This window comes from Bacillus sp. FJAT-52991 (assembly GCF_037201805.1).
Classification (GTDB): domain Bacteria; phylum Bacillota; class Bacilli; order Bacillales; family Domibacillaceae; genus Bacillus_CE; species Bacillus_CE kandeliae.
Map to the genome: position 1 here is coordinate 850,445 of NZ_CP147404.1, position 25,491 is coordinate 875,935.

The window sequence follows — 25,491 nt, forward strand, 5'->3', positions numbered from 1 at the left end:
CATAATGAATCAGTTTTTAATAAAGGAGTGTGTCCTTTTGCATTGTTTTTGTGAGAATAAGGAAACTTTTGATTTAAAGGTTGAAGGTGATGTTGATACAGACCCAATTTGGTGTAATCAATGTTGTTGTAACTTTGATATTGAAGAAGTTCCCATTTCAGATGAATTAAAAGAAGAACTTATGAGATGGGGAATGATGTACGGTAAGTGGATTGATTGGAGTAAAGATACATTACGCTCCAACGGAATTGAGATGGAAAATGACTTTAATAAAATAGGTCAAAAGCTAACAGAAAAAGTGAAGAAAGAACTTGGTAACAAATATAAATTGAGATTTTCTCCTTCTACTTCGGCAAGGTTATATGCTGGTTTAGAGTTTTGACTATCATCTAATAGATGCGTTTCTGTTCTAAGCAGGAACGCCTTTTTAACATGGAGAAAAGGGAGAGGTAACTTCAAACCCTTTTGTATCTGTATGAACAATAAGGAGGAATAAAAAATGGCAAGGCGTACAATATAATAGCTTTTTCAGTGGATTGTTTTCCGCTTCTAGTTGTTTGAATTTAGTCGGTGAAATCGTTTCATTCTTACCCATTTGTACACTAAGTTGGGAATGAGATCATGCCTTCTAGCCCTTGTTTCTACGATGCTGGTGTTGTCCTCTCAAATGTGCCTAATTAAAAATAAGCAAAAAAAAGCCCCGCTTTCACAGGTTAAGAAAACACTATATAGTATCCCCTTTTTTGATTTTAAGAAATTTGAAGTAGATTACAATAGCTGATACTAACGAAATTAAAGCAATTATTTTTAATACACGAAAAGGATTAACCCCTATTTGAGAACCAAAAATACTAGGTATGCTTGCACCAGTTAGCAGTAAAGAAACTAATCCTAAAGCAATAAAACCCCACATATAAATTCTTGCTTTTTTTGGATTCATTTTTTCTACACTTCCTTTTATCATATATACGATTAACCTCCTAAAATATCCTTAAGAGTTTTGACAGGTTGCTTATTCAAATAACTGCCCCGTTAATTGAATAACAGGGAAAAATTTTAGAGAAGGATGATAAAATATAAATCAAATAATTTAATCGAGGTGTGTTGATTGAGTAATTTTGTTTTTCTTAAGAATACTCAAGGTTTATGAAATAAGATGGCTTTAGATTTTGCAACAAGTTCTTGTTTATCGTTAAAAATTGAGCACTCTGTGTGAATTAAGCTTCTACCTTGTTTTTCAATTTGTGCATTTGCAATTAAGTGTGATCCAGTAGCTGGTTTCAAAAAAGAAACATTTAAATCAACGGTTAGCACTTGTTGTATACCGTTTTCATTTGCTGGAATCAAGTTTGACATGGCAACATCAGCTAATGAAGAAATGACGCCTCCATGTACAACACCGGCACTATTTAAGAAAAGGTCTTGGACTGGCAAGCTAATTTGCAAATTATTATCATCAATCTTTTTGTATTCAAAACCTAAAAATTCGTCAAATGGCTGTTTTATAAACATAAATACACCTCTTCTTATATAGTTTTAACGCTGCAAAATAGCTTTTTACAAATGGCTATCTTTTCTTCTCCTTCTACTGTACCGTAAGCTATCCAAACAATAACTATCTGTATAATCTCTAATACGATATCCTTTTAAAAAATCCTGCTTATTCTACAAAATGGACCGTTTTGGGATATTAAACTAACTTTCATTGGGATTTAGAAAGTATGCTAAGGAAAAGAAAATATTAAATATAGAACGGCATTGTCTATCCAATCAACATTAATTCATTTAAATATAAAAAAACTATTGACCTTAAATGATTTTTATTGTAAAATATTAAATGTTCCGTTAAGAGAAATAAACTTTTATGCGGGTGTAGTTTAATGGTAAAACCTCAGCCTTCCAAGCTGATGTCGTGAGTTCGATTCTCATCACCCGCTCCATACATATTGTTACTAACGCAATGTTTTATTCTTTAGAATAAAATGTTGCGTTTTTTACTGTTGTATGGAATAATTCCTTAGCAAATTAATCATTCTCTGAAAGGAGAAGAAAGATGAACTATGATGTATTAAAGCAAGAGATTATTGCTTATAGCCGGGAAATCGGTATAGATAAAATTGGTTTTGCTTCTGCTGCCCCGTTTCTAGAATTGAAGGATCGATTAGTGCGTCAGCAGGAATTGAATTATGCTTCTGGGTTTGAGGAGAAGGATATTGAAAAGCGAGTGGAGCCTGCTAAAATTTTTGATCAGCCTCGTTCGATTATTGCGATTGCTTTAGCTTATCCTTCTAAAATGAAGGAGGTTGTGAAGGGGAAAAGAGGAGAGAGGCGAGGAGTGTTTTGTCGAGCTTCTTGGGGAGAGGATTATCATACAGTTCTTCGAGATCGATTGAGTCAATTGGAAGCTTTTATCTCATCTAAAGTGCCTGAAGCTCGCTTTCGTTCGATGGTTGATACGGGAGAGTTAGTAGATCGAGCTGTGGCTGAACGAGCAGGAATCGGGTGGAGCGGAAAGAATTGCTCGATTATTACTCCTGATTTTGGTTCGTATGTGTATTTAGGAGAGATGATTACGAACTTGCCATTTGAGCCAGATGAACCAATAGAAGAGCGTTGCGGGACTTGTACGAAATGTATAGATGCTTGTCCGACAGGTGCATTAGTGCAAGGTGGACAGCTGAATTCGAGCCGTTGCATTGCGTTTTTAACGCAAACGAAGGATTTCATGCCAGAGGAGTTCCGGGATCATTTAGGGAATCGTTTGTACGGCTGCGATACGTGTCAGGCGGTTTGTCCGGAAAATAAAGGAATGGATTTTCATTTTCATGAGGAAATGGAGCCTTCAAGTGAGGAAGTAAAGCCACTGCTTGAGCCATTACTTCAAATAGGTAATAAAAAGTTTAAAGAGCGTTTCGGTTATATGTCTGGTTCATGGCGAGGAAAAAAGCCGATACAGCGAAATGCCATTATTGCTTTAGCCCATTTTAAAGAAACATCTGCCTTGCCTAGTTTAATTCAAGTGTTGAAGGAAGATGTACGCCCAGTGATGAGAGGAACAGCAGCTTGGGCCATTGCTAAAATAGGAGGGCTGGAGGCGAAAGAAGCTCTCTTAAAGGCAAAGGAAAAAGAAACAGATCCGGAAGTTAGGAAAGAAATTGATCAAGGATTAGCTTCATTGAATCAATAATAACCACCCCTCTTTCATGCATATGCTTAAAATAAAACTGGCGTCAAAAGCTAGCTGAATAAAAGCGGAGAACGTGCTTGAAAAAGGGAGGCATATTATGTATCAACAGCTTCAACAAAGATTAGAACAGCGCTTGAATCAACTTTTAGACGATAACATTTCTTGTGTGGATGAAAAGATTTTACGAAAGAAGCAGTTGTTACAAATAAGATATTGTCAGCTTTTAAAAGCAAAAGCATCAGCAAAGATATTGTTTGAAGATCAGAATGAAATTCGATATAAAGTTCATTTAAAATATTTAATGAAGCAAAAGGATTATTTATATCTTGAAGAAGAAGTCGAGCATCGAGTGGCAGCAAAGTATAAACAAGAGATTGTAGACGATCGGGAACAGTTGCTTCTTTCTGAAGTGATCCCTGTAGACAAATTAGTGCTAGGTGATCGATACGAGGAGGAAAGGGCGACACCTTTTCACTATGATCGAATGCAAGCTGTACAATATGCGGAGCGTTGGTGGAATAGTCATAATCCAGCTTATCCGAAATTTTCTGTTGACTGTACTAATTATATTTCCCAATGTTTACGGGCAGGAGGCTCCCCTATGCGGGGGCAACCTCATAAAAATAAGGGCTGGTGGGTTGGTGGAAAAATGTGGAGTTATAGCTGGTCTGTTGCTCACGCTCTACGATGGTTTTTACCTTCATCTCAAATTGGTTTACGAGCAACGGAAGTAAGCAGTCCAGATCAGCTTCAGCCAGGTGATGTGATTTGTATTGATTTTCAAGGGGATGGACGGTTTGATCATACAGTATTCGTCATAGCTCAAGATCGTCAAGGAATGCCGCTTGTCAACGCACATACAGCCAATAGCCGAATGCGTTATTGGAGTTATGAAGATTCAACCGCTTATACAAAAAATATTAAATATAAATTTATGAAGATCCAAGATGATCACACTTAATAATTAATAAATCAGTGGTATAATAAATTATTGGTTACAGTTTATCCCGCATTAACGGGCTGTAAGACCCCCACCTCAACATGGCAGAAGCAGTGCAGACGTATAGATAGGGGATCAACAGCCTGTAAATGCCCGATTGGTTCGGGCCTGCACGATGCAGGTTACAAAGGCGTTGCAACAGGACGTTGCGACTTTAGCCTTTGTTCTTCTTTTATCAGTGAGGGATGAAGAAAACCCCCACTGATTGAAGTTTCACTTTAAATAGGAGTTGAAGAATTTTGTCTATTAATGTCGTGCTATACCAACCTGAAATTCCAGCGAACACAGGCAATATTGCCAGAACTTGTGCAGCTACTGATACAACGCTTCATTTAATCCGACCGCTTGGATTTTCTACGGATGATAAAATGCTAAGGAGAGCAGGGCTTGATTATTGGCAGTTTGTTACAGTTGTTTATTATGACTCGCTAGAAGAGTTTTTTGAGAAAAATGCGAACGGAGAGTTTTACTATTTAACGAAGTTCGGTGAAAAACACCATGCTTCTTTCGATTATAGCGATCAGGAAAAAGATCACTTTTTCATTTTTGGAAAAGAGACAACGGGCTTGCCGAAGGATATCATTGAGGCAAATAAAGAACGTTGTTTACGCATTCCGATGAATGAAAATGTCCGTTCACTAAACTTATCGAATACGGCGGCTATTCTTGTATATGAAGCCCTTCGACAGCAACAATTTTTACATTTAAAATAAAGGCTATGTTAAAGTGTCGTGTTGATTATTTAACAAAGCCAAAATAAAAAAGCATTGCAGATCGCCTGCAATGCTTTTTTATTATTTTACTCCTGGTTTGTCATTATATCCGGCAGTAAAAATTGCGCTAAGGAAAGCTACAACAACACCTAAAATAAGTAATAGTCTCATAATTATGTACCCCTTTCAGTCATTTGTTTCATGCATAGTATCTTTATTATATCTTAAATTGAGGTTTATTGGAAACTGAACTTTTCTTCAATTTATTGCTCTCCATGTCTACGCCTTTTCCTTAGCATGTTCAAGCCTGTACGAGCATAAGCTTTAATAATCGTTCTCTAATCATACTAAACGGGGGGTCAATATGGATATTTTAAAGAAAATTGAACAATATCGAGAAGAAGAAGAGCAGCTAAAGTGGGAAGGCACTTTTGAAGAATATTTAAATATTATCAGAGAACAGCCATGGGTTGCCCAATCCGCTCATTCGCGAGTATTTCATATGATTAAAGATCAAGGTGTAGAAGAAGAGAATGACATAAAACAATACAGCTTTTTTAGTAATGAATTGTATGGATTAGAGGAGGCATTAGAGCGGCTTGTGGAAGAATATTTTCATCCAGCTGCCAAAAGGCTCGATGTGCGCAAACGTATTTTGTTACTAATGGGGCCTGTTAGTGGAGGGAAATCGACACTAGTAGCTATGCTTAAAAAAGGGTTAGAGACTTATTCAAGAACAGATAGGGGTGCGGTGTATGCCATTAAGGGCTGTCCAATGCACGAAGATCCGCTACATCTCATTCCGAAGCATTTAAGAGAAGATTTTTTTGAAGAATTTGGAATTCGTGTGGAAGGAAGTCTATCGCCATTAAATACAATGAGGTTACAAGAGGAATACGGTGGTCGAATTGAGGATGTCCTCGTTGAAAGAATCTTTTTCTCGGAGGATAAGCGGGTCGGAGTGGGTACGTTTAGTCCATCTGATCCTAAATCACAAGATATCGCGGATTTAACCGGCAGCATTGACTTTTCGACCATTGCAGAGTATGGATCGGAATCGGATCCAAGGGCGTATCGCTTTGACGGTGAGTTGAATAAAGCGAATCGAGGATTAATGGAATTTCAGGAAATGTTAAAGTGTGATGAGAAGTTTCTTTGGCATCTACTCTCATTGACCCAGGAGGGGAATTTCAAAGCAGGGCGATTTGCGTTAATTAGTGCGGATGAAATGATCGTCGCTCACACAAACGAAACAGAATACCGTTCATTTATTTCTAATAAAAAGAATGAAGCGCTTCATTCTCGGATTATTGTGATGCCGATTCCTTACAATTTGAGGTTATCTCAGGAGGAGCGAATTTACGAGAAAATGATTCGTGAAAGCGATGTAGCTGATGTGCATATTGCTCCTCATACGTTAAAAGTAGCCGCGATGTTTACGATTTTGACTCGATTGAAGGAGCCAAAGCGTGGAGATATTGACTTGATTAAAAAAATGAGGCTGTATGACGGGGAGAGCGTTGAAGGGTTTAATACGGCTGATGTCGAGCAATTGAAAAAAGAGTACCAAGATGAAGGAATGAGCGGCATTGATCCTCGTTATGTGATCAACCGGATTTCTTCAACAATCATTCGCAAGGAAGTGCCATCTATTAATGCCCTTGATGTGTTACGATCGCTGAAAGAAGGGTTGGATCAACATCCATCGATTACCAATGAGCTGCGGGAAAAATATTTAAACTTCATTTCAGTCGCTCGCAAAGAATATGACAATATCGCCAAAAAAGAAGTACAGAAAGCATTTGTTTATTCTTATGAAGAGTCGGCCAAAACGTTAATGGACAATTATTTAGATAATGTAGAGGCCTATTGTAATAAGTCAAAGCTTCATGATCAATTAACAGGGGAAGAGATCAGTCCAGATGAAAAGTTGATGCGTTCCATTGAAGAACAAATTGGCATATCGGAAAATGCGAAAAAAGCGTTCCGTGAAGAAATTTTGATTCGTATCTCTGCCTTTGCAAGAAAAGGGAAGCGATTTGATTATCATTCTCATGATCGTTTGCGTGAAGCCATCCAGAAGAAATTATTTGCCGACTTAAAGGACATCGTAAAGATTACGACTTCAACGAAAACGCCGGATGAACAGCAGTTGAAGAAAATTAATGAAGTGGTGGCTCGCTTAATTGATGATCATGGCTATAATTCGGTATCAGCGAATGATCTTTTACGATATGTTGGCAGTCTGTTAAACAGGTAGAACAGGAAAGAGGCAGCCATCATCGGCCGCCCTCTTTTTTCCTTTAATGAAAGGATTAAACAAAAGGTTGCGAGAAGGGAGATTCAAGATGAGTGACAATTACCATATTTCCCGGGAAAACTGGTCTCTCCATCGTAAAGGCTATGATGATCAGAAGAGACATAAGGATAAAGTGCAGGAAGCCATTCGTAAAAACCTCCCTGATTTAGTCACAGAAGAAAGCATTATTATGTCCAATGGCGAAGAAATGATTAAAATTCCCATTCGGTCGCTTGATGAATACAAAATTCGCTACAATTATGATAAGAATAAACATGTTGGTCAGGGGGATGGGGATAGTCAAATTGGTGATGTCGTGGCTCGGGATGGAAATTCTGCAGAAGGGCCGGGAAAAGGAAGCGGAGCAGGTGATCAAGCAGGGCAGGACTACTATGAAGCAGAAGTATCGTTTATGGAGCTTGAAAAGGCTTTTTTTAGCGAGTTAGCCCTTCCGAACTTAATGCAAAAAGAGCAAGCACCGTTTACAGTAGAGGATATTGAATTTAATGATATTCGCAAAACAGGTCTAATGGGAAATGTGGATAAAAAGAAAACGTTAATGAGTGCATTTAAAAGAAATGCTCTCACTGGTGAACCGAAATTTCATCCGATTTTTCCAGAGGATTTGAAGTTTCGCACATGGAATGAAATCGAAAAGCCAGATTCAAGAGCGGTAGTGTTAGCCATGATGGACACGAGCGGTTCGATGGGTGTATGGGAAAAGTATATGGCGAGAAGCTTCTTTTTTTGGATGGTTCGCTTTTTGCGGACAAAGTATGAAACGGTTGAAATCGAATTTATTGCTCATCATACAGAAGCAAAAGTCGTTGATGAAGAGCATTTTTTCTCTAAAGGTGAAAGTGGAGGGACGATTTGCTCCTCTGTTTATCGGAAAGCGTTAGAATTGATTGAAGAGAAATATGATCCAATCCGTTATAACATTTACCCATTCCACTTCTCCGATGGTGACAATCTCTCCTCTGACAATGCTCGCTGTGTCAAGCTTGTCGAAGAGCTGATGGAAAAAGCCAATATATTTGGATATGGAGAAGTCAATCAATATAACCGCAACAGTACGCTAATGACGTCCTATAAAAACATTAAAAATGAAAAATTTCGCTATTATATTTTGCGACAAAAAGCAGATGTTTTTTATGCAATGAAGAAATTTTTTGAAAAAGAGGAATCATAAGATGGTATCTCCGCCTTATTTTTGGGTGGAGATATTTTTTTGATGCACTTATTAAGCAATGAGAGAAAGGAATTAGTGATATAATAAAATCAAGTTACTTTCCAATAGATAAAAAACGTAGGAGGAAAAAATGAATCAGAGCGTAGTGAAGGCTTTGAAACTACTTGATTTTTTTCTAGAAGGTCAGAAAGAATTAACATTGGGAGAAATCACGCAAAAATCAGGTATGCCGAAACCAACTGTTTTTCGCTTTCTTTCATCTTTAGAAGAATGCGGTATGCTAATGAAATCTAGACATACAGGTCAGGATGTACGCTACCATTTAGGATTGAAATTGCTTGAACTTGGAAATGTGGTGGCTGATCAATTGGAAATTCGTACCATTTCTAAACCATGGATGGAAAGACTGTGTCACGATGTGAATGAAGATGTATTGTTAGCTACTTTAGATGGAAATGAAGCTGTTTACATTGAGAAGATAGAAAGCAATCAAAAAGTCAGGTTACATATTCGAGTAGGTAAGCGCTCTAATTTATATACAGGATCAGGCCCCAAGTTATTATTAGCCTTTTTATCAGAAGAGCAACGAAAAAATGTCATTGCCCAAATAAATATTGAAGAAAATGCCGATCACTTGATTCAGTCGGAGGAAGCTCTTTTTCATCATTTAGAGCAAATTAAAAATCAAGGATACTCCGTAAGTGTTGGTGAGCAAGAGCGGGAGACAATAGGTATTTCTTATCCAATTCGAGATTATTCCAATCAAGTCATTGCCGCTCTTAGTGTAAGTGGACCCGTTAGTCGTATGCATGAGCAGTTTTTAAAGGAAATTCAATGGAAAACAAAAGAGACAGCCTTAAATATTTCTAGAGAACTCGGTTATATTGAATAAGCAAAAAAGCTGTGACAGTCGTCAACAGCTTTTTTGGATTGAAGTTTCACTTTATTGGCTGATTGCAGAATTCGATTCTTCCGCATAATAATCTGCGTGCTTTTTTTCTGATTGATCCACAATTTTCGCGCCGACAATATCACCTGTGACATTACAGCAAGTAAAAATCATATCGACGATTACATTAATGCCAGCGGTTAATCCGATAATCTCAATCGGTAATCCAGCTTGAGTGAAGACAATGGACATCCCAATCAGTCCAGCACCTGGAACACCTGCTGTTCCAATGGCAGCTAATGTTCCAGCAATGACTACGCCAAAGAGGGCTGAAAGACTTAAATCTATGCCAGCGATTTCTGAGGCGAAAATCACTCCTACTCCAAAGCGAATCGCTGAACCATTCATATTAACAGTGGCCCCAATTGGTAAAGTGAAATTAGCTACACGATCACTTATGCCGGCCTTTTCAGCTGCTTTTAATGTCACAGGAAGGGTGCCAAGACTGCTGCAAGTAACAAACGCTGTCATAATTGCTTCTTTCGTATTTTTAATAAAAGGAATGACGGGCACTTTAAAGGCTTTTAAGATGATTGGAAAAATGACTAACATTTGAAAGAGAACGCCTACATATGAAGTGATGACAAAATCACTTAAAGCAAGGAGTGTATCCATACCTTGGTTTCCGATCGTTGAAGCAGTAATTCCAAACACACCAATTGGAGCATACTGTAAAATTCCGTTTAAAATTCGAAAAGTGACTTCACTTCCGGCCTCACTAATTTTGAGTAATAGGTCGCCCATCTCTTGCATTTTTACTTCATGAGAATGCCGCATAAAAGAAATAGCAAATCCAACAATAACAGCGACAAAAACGACAGCTAAAATGTCACCATTGGCGAAAGCTTGGAAAATATTAGAGGGAACCATATTGGTCAATGAATCAACTAAAGATGTTTTTTCAGGGACCTCGAAGTTAGAAGAGGTTGGTAATGATAAGCCTTTACCAGGAACCATTAATTTTGCAATGCAAATTCCTGTTACAACCGCAACCGCTGTCGTGAGGATATAATAAGGAAAGATTTTCCCTCCAATTCGCCCAAGGTCTTTTGGATTAGAATGGTTAACAGAAATAATTAAAGTCAGTAAAATTAAAGGGACGACAATCATTTTTAATAAATTAAGGAATAGAGTTCCTAAAGGAGCAACCACTTGATTAGAGGGACCAAATAATAGGCCGCAAATTAACCCAAAGATAAAGCCAGAAGTAATTTTCACCATGAAAGATTTTTGGCGGTACCAGTTCCAAAGCTTTAACATAAATAACCTCCTAAAAAATAATAATGTAACTTATTTGTATACGCTTACAAACGGAAGGTATCTTAACCTATTCCCACTTTGGAAACCCGGCTGTCTCATAATAATCTCATTCTTTTATGTGAGACAGCCTGTCAATGATGATTAATGGTTTTTTCTCAAATCACTAATTGTTTTTGAGACAGAGATTTGTTCCGGGTCCATTCTAAGTTCAAGCAATGTTGGAAGGGGATTGCTGATGGCTTTTTTTAACGCTTCTTTAAATTGGTCAGCTGTATCGATTAGTTCAGCTGAAGCCCCCATTGCTTGAGCGAGCAATACAAAATTAACATTTCCAAGGTTCGTACCAATCACTCTCTCAGGAAAATTCATTTCTTGATGCATACGAATGGTTCCATACACTTGATTATTATAAATAATTGAAAGAATAGGGATTTGATAACGCACAGCTGTTTCTAGTTCCTGAATCGTCATCATCGCACCGCCATCGCCAGACAATGAAACAACCGGGACGTTAGGATTCGCGCATTTTACACCAATCGCTGCTGGAATACCATACCCCATTGCTCCAGATGTAGGTCCGATATAAGTTTTTTCCTTCGTAAATGTAAAATAGTTATGAAACCAAGTAGCAAAGTTGCCGGCATCATTTGTAAAGATGGTTTCTTGCGGAAGTTCATTTTGCAGAATATGAATTGATTGTTGATAGGTAATGGATTCGTTTGTCGGTTCCTTCACTTGAAGTTCTGAGTGTTTAACGAATATGTCACGGCGTTCTTTAGCCCATTGAACAGCTTCTGGGTTTAATGTAAGTGGCATGCTAGACATGACTTTTAACGCTTCTTTCGCATCTGACAGGATGCCGATTGCCGGTGTAAATACTTTCCCGATCGTCTCTTCACTAATATCAATATGAATTAATGTTTGCTGGTCATTAAATAAAGAGTAATCTTGAGAGGTAATTTCCGATAGTCTTGAACCTGCTACCACAATTATATCCGCTTGTTTTGCTGTTTCTAATATGGCCTTTGGAGTGCCGAGACCTAAATGTCCTACATATAAGTCATGATTGTTAGGAAATACATCGTGACGTCTAAAGGAAGCCATAACTGGAATACCTGTAGAATGAGCAAGTGTTAACAGCTCTGTTTCGGCATTTGCTCGCACCACGCCGCCTCCCGCGATGATTAACGGTTTTTTTGCTTCCTTTAATAAAGCGAATGTCTTTTCAATTTCGGAAGTAGAAGGAGCTGGATTAGAGCGGTTCAGTGTAGGCATAAACTTCATTTCAGCCGTATCTCTCAGCATATCTTCTGGCAATGAAACAACTACGGGACCAGGTCTTCCTGATTTAGCTATTTTGAATGCACGGCTAACTAGTTCTGGTATTCTTGCTGCTTCTTTTATTTCTACTGTCCATTTGGCGATATGACTAAAAAACTGATCAAGCTCTACTTCTTGAAAGCCTTCGCGTCCTCGGAAAGCTGTATGGACTTGCCCTAAAAAAACAACCATGGGTGTGGAATCTTGATAAGCTGTATGGACACCGATGGCTAAATTTGTACCTCCAACTGCTCGGGTTGCCATTACTACACTTGGCTCTCCAGTTGATTTTGCATATCCTTCTGCCATAAATGAAGCGCCGCCTTCATGACGGCAAGAGATCAATTCAATAGAAGGTTCATCATACATGGCATCCATAACAGGGAGATAGCTTTCTCCTGGTACACAAAATACTTTAGCCACACCTGCTCTTTTTAAACAAGCGACAACTCCTTGGCCACCTGTTAATGTTTTCGTTTCAACCATTTGCTGTTCGATCATTTATTGACTCCTCACTTTCAAATTACCTATTCTTTTAAATAAAATGTGGCGACTGCTTCCCGATATTCTTGCAGTCCATGATAAGGAGAATAAGTACTATTTTTAGGGTCCTCCAATTCGTGTTTCATCGCTTTAATGACAAAAGTCGGCGTGAGGAGATCAGGCGCTCCTATGCCTAAATCAATGACATCTATCCCTTGAGCCGTTAATTATTTTTTCTTCTGATCAATAGATGAAAAAAGTAGGGAGGAAGGTGTTGGATTTTTTTCGATGTAAACAAAATAATTTTCCCTTCTTTATATATCATTATTTAAAATGCTATTTCATTTAATGAAATTATAAGATGTTTCTTTGTTATTTTCAATATATTTTTCTAATAATCAGAAAATTAACCAAGAAGTTAAAAGGTTTGACCTTGATCACTCAATGTTGTAAAATTATCTCGAATTCAAGATAATTTTTGAAAAGGGGATGGCTAATAATGATCGAGGTTTATCCTGCTAGTTCAAGATATTCAGCCAATCACGGCTGGTTAAAATCAAATTTCAGTTTTTCTTTTGCGGAATATTATGATCCAGCGAATATGCAATTTGGTCCAATGAGAGTACTGAATGATGACTGGGTGGCTCCTAAGAGAGGCTTTGGGATGCATCCTCATTCAGAGATGGAGATTGTTTCAATTGTACTGAAAGGATTTTTAGAGCATAAAGACAGCAGTGGACATTCAGCTGTCACGACTTATGGCGAAATACAGCGGATGTCGGCTGGAACAGGTATTTTCCACTCTGAAATGAATCCGTCGGCTGATGAGGAAGTCAATTTATTGCAGCTTTGGTTTATGCCTGATGAAGCAGGATTGACGCCTTCTTATGAACAAACAAAGTACGATCTTAAGAAGCTTAAAAATCAGCTACTGCCAGTTGTCACTAAAAACCCAACATCTAATGAAATGGCTCATATTCACCAAGATTTAACCATTTATTTATCAGAAATAGATAAAGGGGAAACGATTCAATTTGAACAGCCAGCTGGGCGACGGGTATTTTTGATGATTCTTGAAGGACAGGCACGAGTCAATCACCAATATCAGCTTGGGGCAAGAGATTCTGCTCGAATAACGAATGTGCCCACTTTAACCATTGAAGCAGAGGAAAATGTAAAATTGATGTTGATCGATCTTCCATAACAGTGAGCGATTATTTCCTTTTGTTACTGGCTATAATAGCTATAGACGTAGCACAAGGAGTGGAATAGAAGCATGAAGAAAGATGAACAAAGACAAGAGGAAGAAAATTTGTCATTAGAGCAAAAAGAGAAAATAGAACAAGGGATCGATATTGAGCCGCAGCGTGAACCGGAAAAACCGAATCAAATGTGAAAAAGCTAGGATGCATCGGGCATCCTAGCTTTTATTAATGAGGTAAAAACACAACTTGATAAAAGAACAGAACAGCAAATATATAGACAAGCGGATGCACTTGACGGAATTTCCCTTGCACGACCTTCAGCAGTGGATAGGAAATGAATCCAAGGGCAATCCCTGTTGCGATACTTGATGTGAGAGGCATGCTAAGTATAATTAAAAAGGCTGGAAATGCTTCATCTAGACTTTGCCAATCAATTTTCGCTACACTTTCCATCATTAAGCAGCCAACAATAATTAACGCGGGAGCAGTAATAGCTGAGATACCGGAAACGGCACTCACAATCGGACTGAAAAAGGCAGCTATTCCAAACAACACTGCGACGACAACAGCTGTTAAACCAGTACGCCCTCCTGCAGCAACTCCTGTCGACGATTCAATGTAAGCACTTGTTGGACTTGTCCCAAATACAGCTCCGACAGAAGAGGCAACTGAATCAGCGAGCAGTGCTTGACGGGCGCGTGGCATCGTATTTCCTTTCATCAAACCAGCCTGTTGAGCAACAGCAATCATCGTACCTGTCGTATCAAAAAGCGTCACTAATAGAAAAGAAAAGACGATAGCATACAAGTCATGTTGAAAGACATCACTAATCGCTGTGAGTGGATTGCTAATAATCAATCCTTCAGGAAGCGATGGCATAGACAATAGTTCACTTGGGAATTTAAGCTGATTTGTAAAGTAAGCAATTGTTCCTGTAATGATCATCCCAATGAATAAGGCACCATTAACTCTTAACACCATTAAAACCATCGTAACAGCAAGACCTATTAAAGTAAGAATCGCGTTAGGACTATGTAAGTCACCAAGTTGCACTAAATTATCTGGGTGGTCCGTAATGAGCCCACTCAGTCGCAAGCCGATGAAAGCGATAAATAAGCCAATTCCCGCTGTGATTCCATGCTTTAAGTTACTGGGGATTGCCTCAATTAGCTTTTCACGAAATGAAGTAAGTGATAAGGCGATAAAAAGTAATCCAGCGACAAACACAGCTGAGAAAGCGGTTGAATATGTAATATCTTCATGTGCACCGACAACTGAAACGGTAAAGAATACATTTAATCCCATACCAGGTGCGATGGCAATAGGGTAATTTGCAAATAAGCCCATCCATAATGTTCCGATGACCGTAGCAATGATGGTAGCAGTAAACACTTGTTCAAATGGAACGCCAGCAGATTGCAAAATCATTGGATTGACAACAATAATGTAGACCATAGTGAAAAATGTTGTGATCCCAGCCATAATTTCTTTTTTTACAGTCGTCCCATTTTTCTGTAAATTAAACATAAGGAACCTCCAAAATACGAACATTAAAAAGCACACTTAATATAATATTCGTTTAATGCCTAAGTTGCAACAATAATTTTAAAAAATAACCTCATATGATGGTTTCTTTCGCTTTTATCAAAAAAAACAAGCCAATGAAAAGATTAAAAATAACCTTTTATTAGCTTGTTTTGTGTTTATCCCGCATTAACGGGCTGTAAGACCTTCCACTTCAACATGGCAGAAGGAGCGCAGGCATGTAGGTGGGGGATGAAGAAAACCCCCACTCATTGAAGTTTCACTTTATTTCGCAAAAGTTATTAGCTGATCAATTGGCAGACGGTCTGTTGCACGAGCTGCTTTCAATGGTTTGCCGATCGTAATTAGCATAGTTGGTAAATAGCGATCGGATATTTGAAATTCTGATATTAATGCATTGACATTAAAGCCGCCAATCGGGCAAGTGTCCCAGCCAGTTGCTTTAGCGGCAAGCATAAGTTGCATAGCTGCTAAAGATGAGTTTAAAATAGCTGCATCTCGTGGGTATTCTGGTCGATTATAAGCCCCTTGAATTTGATTAGCTAGAATTTCTTTTAGTTCTGGTGTTAGCTCTCCTGCGGACACTCCAGGGTCAAAAACTGGATCGATATGTTTATTTCCTTCTAAGTCGCCAAGAATACAAATAACAGCTGAAGCTTCCACGATTTGCTTTTGATTATAGGCAATAGGAAGGAGTCTTTGTTGGGTTTCCTCCTTATTGAATACTAAGAAATGCCACTGTTGTAAGTTCCATGCAGAAGGAGCTTTTCCTGCTACTTCTAATAATTGTGTTAATTCGTCCTCTGAAATCTTAATCGATGGGTCATATATTTTTGTAGAATGACGACTTGCGGCTAACTCAAAAAAGTCTGACATATTTATTCCTCCTAGTTTATCATTGTTGAGATAATAAAAAATTAAAAACTATAATTATGTTCATTAAACACTTTTCGTAAGTGCTAACAATTATCAACCTTAATAAAAAATTCATAAAAGGTCAAGGAATAGATGTTAAAGCAAGCATATTAAAAAATGTAGTCATTATAATCATATTATGTGACAGACTTGATTCCTTTAAAAAGTTTAAATGGACATTTGCACGAATGAGTCAAACCAGTCGAGATCAACACCCTTGTTTAACAAAGCCTAAAATATAAACAAAAATGAGCGGCAACTTCCTCCGCTCATTTTTGTTTATAAGAATAAGTCTAAAACTAAATATGTTAAGCCAGCAATTGTTGCTGAAATAGGTAATGTAATGACCCAAGTGATCAGCATACGTTGTGCTGTTCCCCATTTGACGCCTCGTATACGATGAGAAGCACCAACTCCCAAAATAGAGGAAGAGATGACATGAGTCGTACTGACTGGAAGATGAATCATTGTTGCACCAAAAATAATCATAGAAGAGGTTAAATCAGCTGCTACCCCATTGACTGGGCGAATTTTCATGATTTTTCCACCGACGGTTTTGATAATTTTCCAACCACCTACAGATGTGCCAAGACCCATTGCAAGTGCACAGGAAAGCTGTACCCAAAATTGAATATCAGTTGTGGTTTGATAGTTGTTGGCGATCAATGCCATCGTAATAATCCCCATTGCTTTTTGGGCATCGTTAGTTCCATGTGTATAAGACTGCAATGCGGCAGTGAAAATTTGGAAATAACGAAAACGTCTATTTGTTTTTGTTAAATTATTGTTTTTAAAGAGGATTTTAAACAAGCTATAAACGATAAATCCTCCGGCAAAAGCAATAATAGGAGAGAAGATCAATGCCTGCAAAATTTTCAAAAATCCACCATAGTTTAGAATTCCGAATCCCGCAGCAGCAATGGATGCCCCAGCAATCGCCCCGATAATGGCATGCGAAGAACTACTAGGAATCCCATAATACCAAGTGATTAAATTCCAAAAAATAGCAGCGATTAAAGCAGCTAAAATGACAACCGATCCGTTTTCAAGCATAAATGGATCAACGATACCTTGTGTGATAGTCTTAGCTACTCCCGTAAAAGTCATCGCTCCTAAAAAATTCATGAAAGCAGCTAAAATAATCGCATGGCGAGGTTTCAGTGCTTTTGTAGAAACGGAAGTGGCAATGGCATTGGCGGTATCATGAAATCCATTAATAAAATCAAAAGCTAAGGCAAAAATGACAACTAATATCGTAATGATAAAGAGAGAATCCATAACTGAGCGGCTCCTTAAGCGTTTTTCATAATAATTGTTTCAAGAGTATTGGCTACATCTTGACAGTAGTCAGCCACTTGTTCTAGATTCTCATAAATTTCCTTCGTCTTTATGAGCTGAATTGGATCTTTTTCCGTTGCAAATAAATGCTTGATTGACTGTCGTAGAATGCCATCGCAAGCTGTTTCATAATCTTTAATTTTAATGACATGTTCACGAATGGATAGTAATTTTTTCGTTGGAAGTAAATCGACTGACTGTTCAATTTCCACGGCACAACCACAAATCGCTTCGACAAATTTCAGCATGTATTCATCTGGTTCTACGACAGAATACATTTCAAGCATGGCAGCTGTTTCTTCTAGACTATCTAATACATCATCCATGCTGATCGCAAGAGCTAGAATATCCTCGCGTTCAATCGGAGTAATAAATGACTGATTTAATTCAGTGATCACATTGTGCATATATGTGTCACCTTTTGATTCTAGCTTTTTCATTTCTTCAGCGAAGTTCTTTAAATTTCCTGCATGGCCAAGCTTGAAATCAGAGAAAAAGTCAGCACTTTCTTTTAAATTGACGGCAATTGAATGGAGCATAATCGAAAATTTATCTTTTTTAGTTTTAAACAAAACAAAGGCCTCCTAAATTTAAAAATACTCAACATTCGTATTTTACTCGAATTTATTTAAATACAAAAGAGTATGTTGAAAAAAAGTAAAGATTTTATTGATATTTTGTAAATTTGTGTTGAATTTTGGAAAATGTCACATATTGTTCAAAAAAACGTTTGATTCGCCACGTCTTCATTTTATCGATAAAATAAGTTTGAAGGAGGGGATAAGGAATGAACCTAATAAACAGTTTACAGGATACATTTGCTTTGCATAATAGTATAAATATGCCTTATGTAGGTCTTGGTGTGTATAAGATGACGAATGAGGAAGAAGCTTATACAGCGATCAAGTCTGCTATTGACACAGGTTATCGTCTAATTGACACAGCAGCGTTTTACGATAATGAGCAGATTGTAGGAAAAGTGGTTCGAGATAGCGACATTGATCGCAAAGATTTATTCATTACGTCTAAAGTTTGGAATAGTGACCAAGGATATGATGAAACGCTACGGGCATTTGAACAGTCATTAAAGCAATTGAATATGGACTATATGGATTTATATTTAGTGCATTGGCCCGTCAAAGGAAAGTATAAAGAAACATGGCGTGCATTTGAGCGCCTTTATCAAGAGGGAATTGTACGAGCAATCGGAGTGAGTAATTTTCAAATTCACCATCTTGAAGACTTGCTGGCTGATAGTATGGAAAAGCCGGTCATTAATCAAGTAGAGCTACATCCTTATTTAAGCCAAGTACCATTGCGAGACTATTGTCACAAGAATAAAATTGCCATAGAAGCATGGTCGCCGATTGCCCGTAATCGTTTGGTAGATGAACCCCTTTTGAACCATTTAGCGAAAAAGTATGGAAAAACTGTCTCGCAAATTATTTTGCGCTGGCATTTGCAAAATCATACAATCATTATTCCTAAATCTGTTCATCTAGAACGCATTAAAGAGAATGCTGATCTTTTCGATTTTGAACTTACAATGGAAGATATGACTCAAGTGAACGCATTAAATAAAAATGAACGATTTGGCGCTGACCCGGACCATTTTGATTTTTGAATAAGCATAAAAAATAATCGGAGCGGTAGAATATCACTCCGATTATTTGAACTTTAGTTATTTCTATCAAAAAGATAGGCTATATCATTAGGCGCATCCGCTTGGCAATAAATTTTTTCATTCGTGAACGGATGAGGGATTTCAATGGCATAGGCATGAAGAGCTTGGCGATTCACAATAGGCTTTCCGCCGTATAAACGATCACCTACAAGTGGATGACTAATCGCGGAAAAATGAACACGAATTTGATGGGTTCTCCCGGTGTCAAGCTGACATTGAACGAGAGATAGTCGCCTCTTAGTATCTTTTTTGATGACTTGATAGTGAGTGATGGCCGATTGACCCGATGGAGACACTCTTCTTCTTGTTGGATGATGCCTGTCCTTTCCAATAGGCTTGTTAATCGTTCCACTCTGATGTGAAAGGAACCCGTGTATCACTGCTTGATATGTCCGTTTAATATGACGCTCTTCTAATAAACGAGAGAGAACAGCATAGGCAGCAGCGTGTTTGGCAAACAGGATAACACCTGATGTGCCGACATCGAGGCGATGGACATGTCGAACGTCACATGGCTGACCTGCCGCTTGTAAATGAAAGGTGACTGCATTGAGTAGCGTGTCTGTTTCTGCTTCGTTATTTGGATGAGTTTTCATAGCTGCAGGTTTATTCACTACTAACATGTGATCATCTTCAAATAAAATGTTGACTTCTTGTTCTGTTGCCGGTAAATTCTGCTCTGTTTTTGTAAAAAAAGGTACTTGCATCGTCATCCCTTGAGTAAGGGGAGCATGCCAATTGGCTTTCGCATTATTCACAAGCACTTCTTGGTTCATTCTCCACTCATGAATCATTTTTTTAGGAAGCTTCCAGCTGTTCCTTAATATTGAATCCACTGTTTCTCCGTCCCATTTCTTTGGAATCGTTACTTCAAACAGCGATTCTTGCCGATTCGTTTCATACATCCAATGTCTCTCCTTTGTCAAAAGTTTAATTCCTAAAAATTACCATAATTATAAGTGTAATAATATGTTATTCTATCAATGGTATAAAAAAATGATGCGGTAAAGCAGGTGTTATTCTATGAAGATTTTTATGGCTTCTACGACAGAACAAGAGGAAAAGATTGTTGAACTTGTTTGTCAAATGAAAGAGCAGATTCTTCCGCGTTTTTTCTCTGAGGAGGAACTTCAGCAAATGCACCAATTAGGTGTACTTAACATAACTGATGCACATAATGACTCAATCCATCTTCTGCGTGATGCATTTAAAGTCATTGCTAGCTTACAAACAATTATTGCCATTCTTGAAGCGCAAGACCCTAGCCAATTTTCTGCATGCTATGAAGCAATGTTTGAGCGAAACGTTGCGATTTTGAAGGAGTTCGATCTTCATTTTCCGTACCCGCTCAGTCAATTTTATGAAAAGAAAAACCATATTTTTAATATGATGTATGTGACCCCTGTTAATAAATTCCTCGTTTAAAAACGCTAAAAAGAAGCTGTCCATCACTCAGATCAAGTGAAGGCAGCTTCTTTTTTACTTGATATTTTCCTCGAAGAATTGTGTGTATACTTCTTTAGCATAACCGCCTTCTAGACGAGCTTTTTCCTTTCCATTTTCGAAATGGATGAGGGTAGGGGTTGCTTCAAAAGCAAAGTCATCCCAACCTTGTTCAAATTCAAGGACGTTATATTGTTTAATATCAACACCTTGCTCTTCAGCAAGCGGCATTAATATAGGTGTTGTTTGGTTACAATGAGAACAAGTTGGACTAAAGAAATAAACGGTCACATCTTCACCATCTGCCAATTTCTTGTCTAATTCATCTGGCATAATTAAATTTTGATAGTTTGGATCGTCTAATTGTTTAATCGTTTCTGGCTGAAGATCATCTGTGCCATATGGATTCCCCTCGGATGATCCTTTTGAGGCTTCTTGTAATGCTTCTTTTTGTTGAGAATTCGTTAGGAAAACAATCCCACCAAATAAAACAAAGATGATAGAAGCGAAAATAATGATTTTTTTCATGTTACGCGTTGTCCTTTCCTTTTATAATCATAAGACTAGTCACGAAAATAATGATAAATGCTGTAAGAGCTAAAAAAGGGATCGTAATGAATCCGAACACGTCAATATACATTCCAGTACAAGGAACTCTGCCACAGCCCGGTGCACTTTCTGCCAAAAAATCTACTTTTTGAATGGCGTAGTGATACAGAGAAATACTGCCACCAATGATAGAAAGCAATAAAGAATATTTCGCCGCAGTCACATCTTTTTTGACTACAGCTAGGCCAAGAATGAAAACGATGGGGTACATAAAGATTCGCTGATACCAGCAAAGTTCACAAGGCTCATATTTCATGACTTCTGAAAAGTATAAACTTCCAAGCATAGCCACGAAGGAAGTGCCCCATGCAGTAAACAATAAATTTTCTTTTTTCATAAGATCTCCTTATTTAAAGTGTGTTCGATTTGAGTATATTATTTAAGTGGGGAATATGTAAACAAATATGCAGTGTGTAAATCTGTAAACATTAACCATTCATGTGGTAAACTAGAAATGAAAGTTATTTTTTGATGAGTTAGGGGAGATTGCGAATGAGTTGGAAAGCTGAATTTACGCGCTGGAAAGAGTTTCAAGGCTTAGACGAAGAAATGCATACTCTGCTTGCTGAAATTGAGATGGATGAGCCGAGTATTGAAGAGGCTTTTTACAAAAATCTAGAATTTGGTACAGGCGGAATGCGAGGCATCATTGGTGCTGGAACGAATCGGATGAATGTCTATACCGTTCGGAAAGCGTCTGCTGGTTTAGCTGAGTATATACTTGAGCATGGGGAAGAAGCGAAGCAACGCGGGGTAGCAATTGCGTTTGATTCGAGACATAAATCGTTTGAATTTGCTCTTGAAAGTGCCAAAACCCTTGCGACTTACGGTATACAAACCTATGTGTTTGAAGAATTACGACCAACTCCTGAACTTTCATTTGCTGTTCGGTATTTACAAGCATTTGCCGGAATTGTGATCACAGCAAGTCACAACCCACCAGAATATAATGGATATAAAGTGTATGGACAAGACGGAGCGCAGCTTTCACCGAAAGAAGCGGACCGCGTCATCGAAAAAGTAAACAGCATCCCTAATGAATTACATATACAAGTAGAAGCAGTAGAGGCTTTACAAGCAAAAGGATTATTGAAAATGATCGGTGAGGAAGTAGACTGTTCCTATATTGAGCATTTAAAAACGATCGCTGAACAGCCGCAGATAGCAAAGGAATCGGATGTGAAAGTGGTCTTCACGCCGCTTCATGGAACAGGAAGTATGCCTGTGCGTAAAGGGTTAGAAGCACTGGGTTATAAACATGTCATGGTTGTCGCTGAACAAAAACAACCAGATCCGAATTTTTCCACCGTTCAATCCCCTAATCCAGAAGAAAAAGCGGCATTTGAACTGGCTATTCGCGATGGAAAAGCACAGCAAGCAGATCTATTAATTGCCACTGATCCGGATGCAGACCGACTTGGCATTGCAGTGAAGGATTTGGATGGGGAATATATTTTATTAACTGGAAATCAAACAGGAGCTTTATTAATGGACTACATTCTGTCACAAAAAAAGGAGAAGGGACAACTGCCAGAGAATGGTCGTGTGTTCAAAACGATTGTGACATCAGAATTAGGTCGAATTGTAGCTGAATCATACGGGGTCTCTTGTGAAGATGTATTAACTGGTTTTAAATTTATCGGAGAAAAAATTGAAGCGTATCAACAAACGGGTGAATATCAATTTTTATTTGGCTACGAAGAAAGTTACGGTTATTTAGTTGCCGATTTTGCTCGCGATAAAGATGCGATTCAAGCTGCTATTGTAGCAGTAGAAGCTTGTGCCTATTATAAAAAACAAGGGAAAACATTATACGAGGTTTTACTCGATCTTTATGACTGTCATGGATATTATCGTGAAGGGTTAACATCTCTTACATTAAAAGGGATTGAAGGAGCGAACAAAATACAAGCGATCTTATCCTCATTCCGGGAGCAACCACCTAAAGAAATTGCCGGAAGAAGTGTAACGATCGTGGAGGATTATTTAACGAGTGTGAAGACCGATGTACAAACGAATCAGGAATCTGTCATTGAGTTGCCGGCTTCAAATGTGTTGAAATATTTCTTAGATGACCAAACATGGGTATGCATGCGTCCTTCTGGAACAGAACCGAAAATCAAATTTTATTTCGGAGTCGTCAGTGATACTTTAGAAAGCAGTGATCAAAAGCTTCAAGAAGTAGAGCAGATGGTCATGGAAGAAATCAATCAAATGCTATAAAAATAAGGCGACTTTCTTTGGAAAGCCGCCTTTCTGGTGGAATTCTTTACGCGTTCAATGAATTGGCGTGCTCGATATAATGGAACAATGTATAAAAAGTTTGTTCCACTTTAGAATAAGAATTAGGGAACCTGCGGGCATGGAGAAAATGCTCAATTTTCTTTGACAGCAGATGGTCATTTGTTCTAACCATTAAAATGATTAAATTGTTCCAATCGGACCGATGGACATAATGTAAGGCTCGGTCGTAATCCGTGTATTCCATATCAAGTCCCTCCTTGTAAGAGGAATTGATTATATTATATGTTTGTTCATCGAAAGTTCTCTCTGCAAATAATGGGTACACTGTCATTGTGAAAAAAGGTTGCCGATTAACAAGAATTATGTATAATAATCGGAGTGGCCATTTCAAGAAAATCGAAATGAATTTCTATTTATTAAGGTCATAATTTTTTGACAATAAGATATCAAACAATTCTTATCGCGAGAGACTGAGGGACTGGCCCTAAGACGTCTCGGCAGCGGACTCTAAAGATTGGAGTGCTGTGCCAAATCCAGCAAGTAGATGCTTGAAAGATAAGAAGGGTGTTTTTTACATTGAGACCTCTTCTTGCTGACAGAAAGGTCTTTTATTTTGGCAAATTTACGGAAGAGGTGGAAGGGTTGAATAATAAAGCAAACGGCTGGGCGCTGTTTCCGCTGTTGATTTTTTTATTGATTTTTATTGGAAGTGGTGTCGCAACGGGTGATTTTTATAAAATGCCAATTATCGTCGCCTTGTTTATTACATCAGCAGTGACGTTAATGATGAATCGAAAAAAGCCATTGATGGAAAAAGTGGATATTTTTTCGAAAGGGGCAGGGCATCCGAATATTATGTTAATGGCTTTCATCTTTTTGCTCGCAGGGGCGTTTGCCTCTACAGCGAAAGGAATGGGAGCGGTAGATTCAACAGTTAATTTAGCGCTATCTATTTTACCGCAAAATTTATTGATGGTCGGTTTGTTTATTATTGCGTGCTTTATTTCTTTATCGATGGGAACATCTACCGGAACGATCGTCGCCTTGGCACCTATTGGCGTAGCGATTGCTGATGAAACGGGAATTTCGTTAGCTTTAGCGATGGCTACTGTGATTGGCGGATCTATGTTCGGAGATAACTTGTCAATCATTTCAGATACAACGATTGCAGCGGTACGTACACAAGGAACAAGAATGGCGGATAAATTTCGAACGAACTTTTTGATTGTACTTCCAGCAGCAGTGATCACAGCGGTCATTTTAGGTGTAATTACAGCTGGACAGCAGAGCACAGTAACAGCGGACTCATATGAGGTCATCAAAATTATTCCGTACTTAGCTGTATTAGGAGCGGCTTTAGCTGGTATGAATGTATTGGTCGTATTAAGCGGCGGCATTCTGCTTTCGGGAATCATCGGATTATGGGATGGCAGCTATACATTCTTTTCCTTTATTGAAGCGATTTCTGAAGGGATCGGCAGTATGATGGAATTGGCTATGATCGCTATTATTATTGGCGGTATTATTGAAGTCATTCGTTACAATGGCGGAATTGAGTTTATTTTACAATTTGTGATGAAAAAAATTCGCACAAAAAAAGGGGCGGAATTCGGCATTGCTGCCCTCGTTAGTTTAACTAATTTATCAACGGCAAATAACACAATTGCCATTATTATTGCTGGTCCACTTGCTAAAAATATCGCTGATGAGTATGGGATTGATCCGCGAAAATCAGCTAGTGTGCTCGATGTGTTCTCCTGCTTTATTCAAGGGATTATCCCGTATGGAGCACAAATGTTAGCAGCTGCTGGATTGGCGGGGATTTCGCCTATCAGCATCATGAGCTACTCGATCTACCCAGTGTTAATTGGGATTTGTGGAATCGTAGCGATATTGTTCAATCTCCCTCGTTTAAAAGAGAATAAATAAAGTGAAACTTCAATCAGTGGGGGGTTCTTCATCCCCCACTGATAAAAGAAGAACAAAGGCTAAAGTCGCAACGTCCTGTTGCAACGCCTTTGTAACCTGCATCATGCAGGCCCGAACGGATCGGGCGTTTACGGGCTGTTGATCCCCCACCTACACGGCTACGCTTCTTCTTCTAT

At 38.3% G+C, this 25,491-nt stretch carries 26 protein-coding genes, 1 tRNA gene and 1 riboswitch; of the genes, 14 read left to right on the forward strand and 13 right to left on the reverse strand.

The features are described from left to right. Nucleotides 1–4: 4 nt before the first annotated feature. Nucleotides 5–382 (forward strand): hypothetical protein, encoded by a 378-nt coding sequence (locus tag WDJ61_RS04450; RefSeq protein WP_338753427.1) that lies wholly within the window; start codon nt 5–7, stop codon nt 380–382. Nucleotides 383–724: 342 nt separating this feature from the next. On the opposite strand, the gene WDJ61_RS04455 is transcribed toward WDJ61_RS04450, so the two are convergent. After that, nucleotides 725–964 (reverse strand): hypothetical protein, encoded by a 240-nt coding sequence (locus tag WDJ61_RS04455; protein WP_338753429.1) that lies wholly within the window; start codon nt 962–964, stop codon nt 725–727. Nucleotides 965–1,137: 173 nt separating this feature from the next. Then, nucleotides 1,138–1,512 carry a PaaI family thioesterase gene (locus WDJ61_RS04460; RefSeq protein WP_338753431.1) on the reverse strand — a complete coding sequence of 125 codons (375 nt, stop codon included), beginning with the start codon at nt 1,510–1,512 and terminating at the stop codon, nt 1,138–1,140. Nucleotides 1,513–1,866: 354 nt separating this feature from the next. Between WDJ61_RS04460 and WDJ61_RS04465 the strand changes: the two genes are divergently transcribed. The 7 genes from WDJ61_RS04465 (at nt 1,867) to WDJ61_RS04495 (ending at nt 9,283) form a co-directional block, all read left to right on the forward strand. Continuing rightward, nucleotides 1,867–1,940: transfer RNA gene (locus tag WDJ61_RS04465), tRNA-Gly, on the forward strand. 113 nt (nt 1,941–2,053) lie between these two features. Then, on the forward strand, nt 2,054–3,187 hold the full coding sequence (gene queG / locus WDJ61_RS04470) for a tRNA epoxyqueuosine(34) reductase QueG (RefSeq protein WP_338753432.1): 1,134 nt from the start codon (nt 2,054–2,056) through the stop codon (nt 3,185–3,187). 97 nt (nt 3,188–3,284) lie between these two features. After that, a complete protein-coding gene (locus tag WDJ61_RS04475; protein ID WP_338753433.1) occupies nt 3,285–4,148 on the forward strand; it encodes an amidase domain-containing protein in 864 nt (287 codons plus the stop codon). 278 nt (nt 4,149–4,426) lie between these two features. Continuing rightward, a complete protein-coding gene (trmL, locus tag WDJ61_RS04480) occupies nt 4,427–4,900 on the forward strand; it encodes a tRNA (uridine(34)/cytosine(34)/5-carboxymethylaminomethyluridine(34)-2'-O)-methyltransferase TrmL (protein ID WP_338753435.1) in 474 nt (157 codons plus the stop codon). 364 nt (nt 4,901–5,264) lie between these two features. Beyond that, on the forward strand, nt 5,265–7,160 hold the full coding sequence (locus tag WDJ61_RS04485; protein WP_338753437.1) for a PrkA family serine protein kinase: 1,896 nt from the start codon (nt 5,265–5,267) through the stop codon (nt 7,158–7,160). Nucleotides 7,161–7,248: 88 nt separating this feature from the next. Further along, on the forward strand, nt 7,249–8,391 hold the full coding sequence (yhbH, locus tag WDJ61_RS04490; RefSeq protein ID WP_338753438.1) for a sporulation protein YhbH: 1,143 nt from the start codon (nt 7,249–7,251) through the stop codon (nt 8,389–8,391). A gap of 130 nt (nt 8,392–8,521) precedes the next feature. Further along, the gene (locus tag WDJ61_RS04495) at nt 8,522–9,283 is read left to right on the forward strand and encodes an IclR family transcriptional regulator (protein ID WP_338753440.1); all 762 of its coding nucleotides are present in this window, start codon (nt 8,522–8,524) and stop codon (nt 9,281–9,283) included. 51 nt (nt 9,284–9,334) lie between these two features. Here WDJ61_RS04495 and WDJ61_RS04500 read toward each other — a convergent pair whose 3' ends face one another. From WDJ61_RS04500 to WDJ61_RS04510, 3 genes are all read right to left on the reverse strand, one after another. Next, entirely contained in the window at nt 9,335–10,600 is a 1,266-nt protein-coding gene (locus WDJ61_RS04500; protein WP_338753441.1) for a dicarboxylate/amino acid:cation symporter, read from the reverse strand. Nucleotides 10,601–10,741: 141 nt separating this feature from the next. Next, the gene (locus WDJ61_RS04505; protein ID WP_413789060.1) at nt 10,742–12,421 is read right to left on the reverse strand and encodes a thiamine pyrophosphate-dependent enzyme; all 1,680 of its coding nucleotides are present in this window, start codon (nt 12,419–12,421) and stop codon (nt 10,742–10,744) included. Between the two features lie 26 nt (nt 12,422–12,447). Further along, a complete protein-coding gene (locus WDJ61_RS04510; protein WP_338754708.1) occupies nt 12,448–12,615 on the reverse strand; it encodes an aminotransferase class I/II-fold pyridoxal phosphate-dependent enzyme in 168 nt (55 codons plus the stop codon). A 287-nt stretch (nt 12,616–12,902) separates the two neighbouring features. Between WDJ61_RS04510 and WDJ61_RS04515 the strand changes: the two genes are divergently transcribed. Together WDJ61_RS04515 and WDJ61_RS04520 are read left to right on the forward strand one after the other, a co-directional pair. After that, nucleotides 12,903–13,607: a pirin family protein gene (locus WDJ61_RS04515; protein ID WP_338753442.1), complete on the forward strand. Its 705-nt coding sequence runs from the start codon at nt 12,903–12,905 to the stop codon at nt 13,605–13,607. A 72-nt stretch (nt 13,608–13,679) separates the two neighbouring features. Beyond that, complete coding sequence (locus WDJ61_RS04520) at nt 13,680–13,799, forward strand: 3-methyladenine DNA glycosylase (RefSeq protein ID WP_338753443.1); 120 nt, start codon at nt 13,680–13,682, stop codon at nt 13,797–13,799. Nucleotides 13,800–13,833: 34 nt separating this feature from the next. Here WDJ61_RS04520 and WDJ61_RS04525 read toward each other — a convergent pair whose 3' ends face one another. From WDJ61_RS04525 to WDJ61_RS04540, 4 genes are all read right to left on the reverse strand, one after another. Continuing rightward, nucleotides 13,834–15,135, reverse strand: coding sequence for an NCS2 family permease (locus tag WDJ61_RS04525; protein ID WP_338753444.1), 1,302 nt, complete (start codon nt 15,133–15,135; stop codon nt 13,834–13,836). 282 nt (nt 15,136–15,417) lie between these two features. Next, the gene (locus tag WDJ61_RS04530; RefSeq protein ID WP_338753445.1) at nt 15,418–16,029 is read right to left on the reverse strand and encodes a nitroreductase family protein; all 612 of its coding nucleotides are present in this window, start codon (nt 16,027–16,029) and stop codon (nt 15,418–15,420) included. 318 nt (nt 16,030–16,347) lie between these two features. Continuing rightward, on the reverse strand, nt 16,348–17,346 hold the full coding sequence (locus WDJ61_RS04535) for an inorganic phosphate transporter (RefSeq protein WP_338753446.1): 999 nt from the start codon (nt 17,344–17,346) through the stop codon (nt 16,348–16,350). Nucleotides 17,347–17,360: 14 nt separating this feature from the next. Then, on the reverse strand, nt 17,361–17,945 hold the full coding sequence (locus WDJ61_RS04540) for a DUF47 domain-containing protein (protein ID WP_338754710.1): 585 nt from the start codon (nt 17,943–17,945) through the stop codon (nt 17,361–17,363). Between the two features lie 248 nt (nt 17,946–18,193). Between WDJ61_RS04540 and WDJ61_RS04545 the strand changes: the two genes are divergently transcribed. Then, a complete protein-coding gene (locus WDJ61_RS04545) occupies nt 18,194–19,030 on the forward strand; it encodes an aldo/keto reductase (protein ID WP_338753447.1) in 837 nt (278 codons plus the stop codon). Between the two features lie 53 nt (nt 19,031–19,083). On the opposite strand, the gene WDJ61_RS04550 is transcribed toward WDJ61_RS04545, so the two are convergent. Beyond that, nucleotides 19,084–19,995, reverse strand: a complete 912-nt coding sequence (locus WDJ61_RS04550) for an RluA family pseudouridine synthase (RefSeq protein WP_338753448.1) — start codon at nt 19,993–19,995, stop codon at nt 19,084–19,086. A gap of 118 nt (nt 19,996–20,113) precedes the next feature. Between WDJ61_RS04550 and WDJ61_RS04555 the strand changes: the two genes are divergently transcribed. Further along, nucleotides 20,114–20,515: a DUF5365 family protein gene (locus tag WDJ61_RS04555; protein WP_338753449.1), complete on the forward strand. Its 402-nt coding sequence runs from the start codon at nt 20,114–20,116 to the stop codon at nt 20,513–20,515. A gap of 54 nt (nt 20,516–20,569) precedes the next feature. Here WDJ61_RS04555 and WDJ61_RS04560 read toward each other — a convergent pair whose 3' ends face one another. Next, nucleotides 20,570–21,061, reverse strand: a complete 492-nt coding sequence (locus WDJ61_RS04560) for a thioredoxin family protein (RefSeq protein WP_338753450.1) — start codon at nt 21,059–21,061, stop codon at nt 20,570–20,572. Between the two features lies 1 nt (nt 21,062). Beyond that, nucleotides 21,063–21,479 carry a disulfide oxidoreductase gene (locus WDJ61_RS04565; RefSeq protein ID WP_338753451.1) on the reverse strand — a complete coding sequence of 139 codons (417 nt, stop codon included), beginning with the start codon at nt 21,477–21,479 and terminating at the stop codon, nt 21,063–21,065. A 155-nt stretch (nt 21,480–21,634) separates the two neighbouring features. Here WDJ61_RS04565 and WDJ61_RS04570 point away from each other — a divergent pair, with 155 nt between their 5' ends. Continuing rightward, nucleotides 21,635–23,365, forward strand: a complete 1,731-nt coding sequence (locus WDJ61_RS04570) for a phospho-sugar mutase (protein WP_338753453.1) — start codon at nt 21,635–21,637, stop codon at nt 23,363–23,365. Nucleotides 23,366–23,411: 46 nt separating this feature from the next. On the opposite strand, the gene WDJ61_RS04575 is transcribed toward WDJ61_RS04570, so the two are convergent. Beyond that, nucleotides 23,412–23,630: a YhdB family protein gene (locus WDJ61_RS04575; RefSeq protein WP_338753455.1), complete on the reverse strand. Its 219-nt coding sequence runs from the start codon at nt 23,628–23,630 to the stop codon at nt 23,412–23,414. 210 nt (nt 23,631–23,840) lie between these two features. After that, nucleotides 23,841–23,948, forward strand: a riboswitch (SAM riboswitch). Nucleotides 23,949–24,028: 80 nt separating this feature from the next. Here WDJ61_RS04575 and WDJ61_RS04580 point away from each other — a divergent pair. Beyond that, nucleotides 24,029–25,315, forward strand: coding sequence for a Na+/H+ antiporter NhaC family protein (locus WDJ61_RS04580; protein ID WP_338753457.1), 1,287 nt, complete (start codon nt 24,029–24,031; stop codon nt 25,313–25,315). Nucleotides 25,316–25,491: the final 176 nt, after the last annotated feature.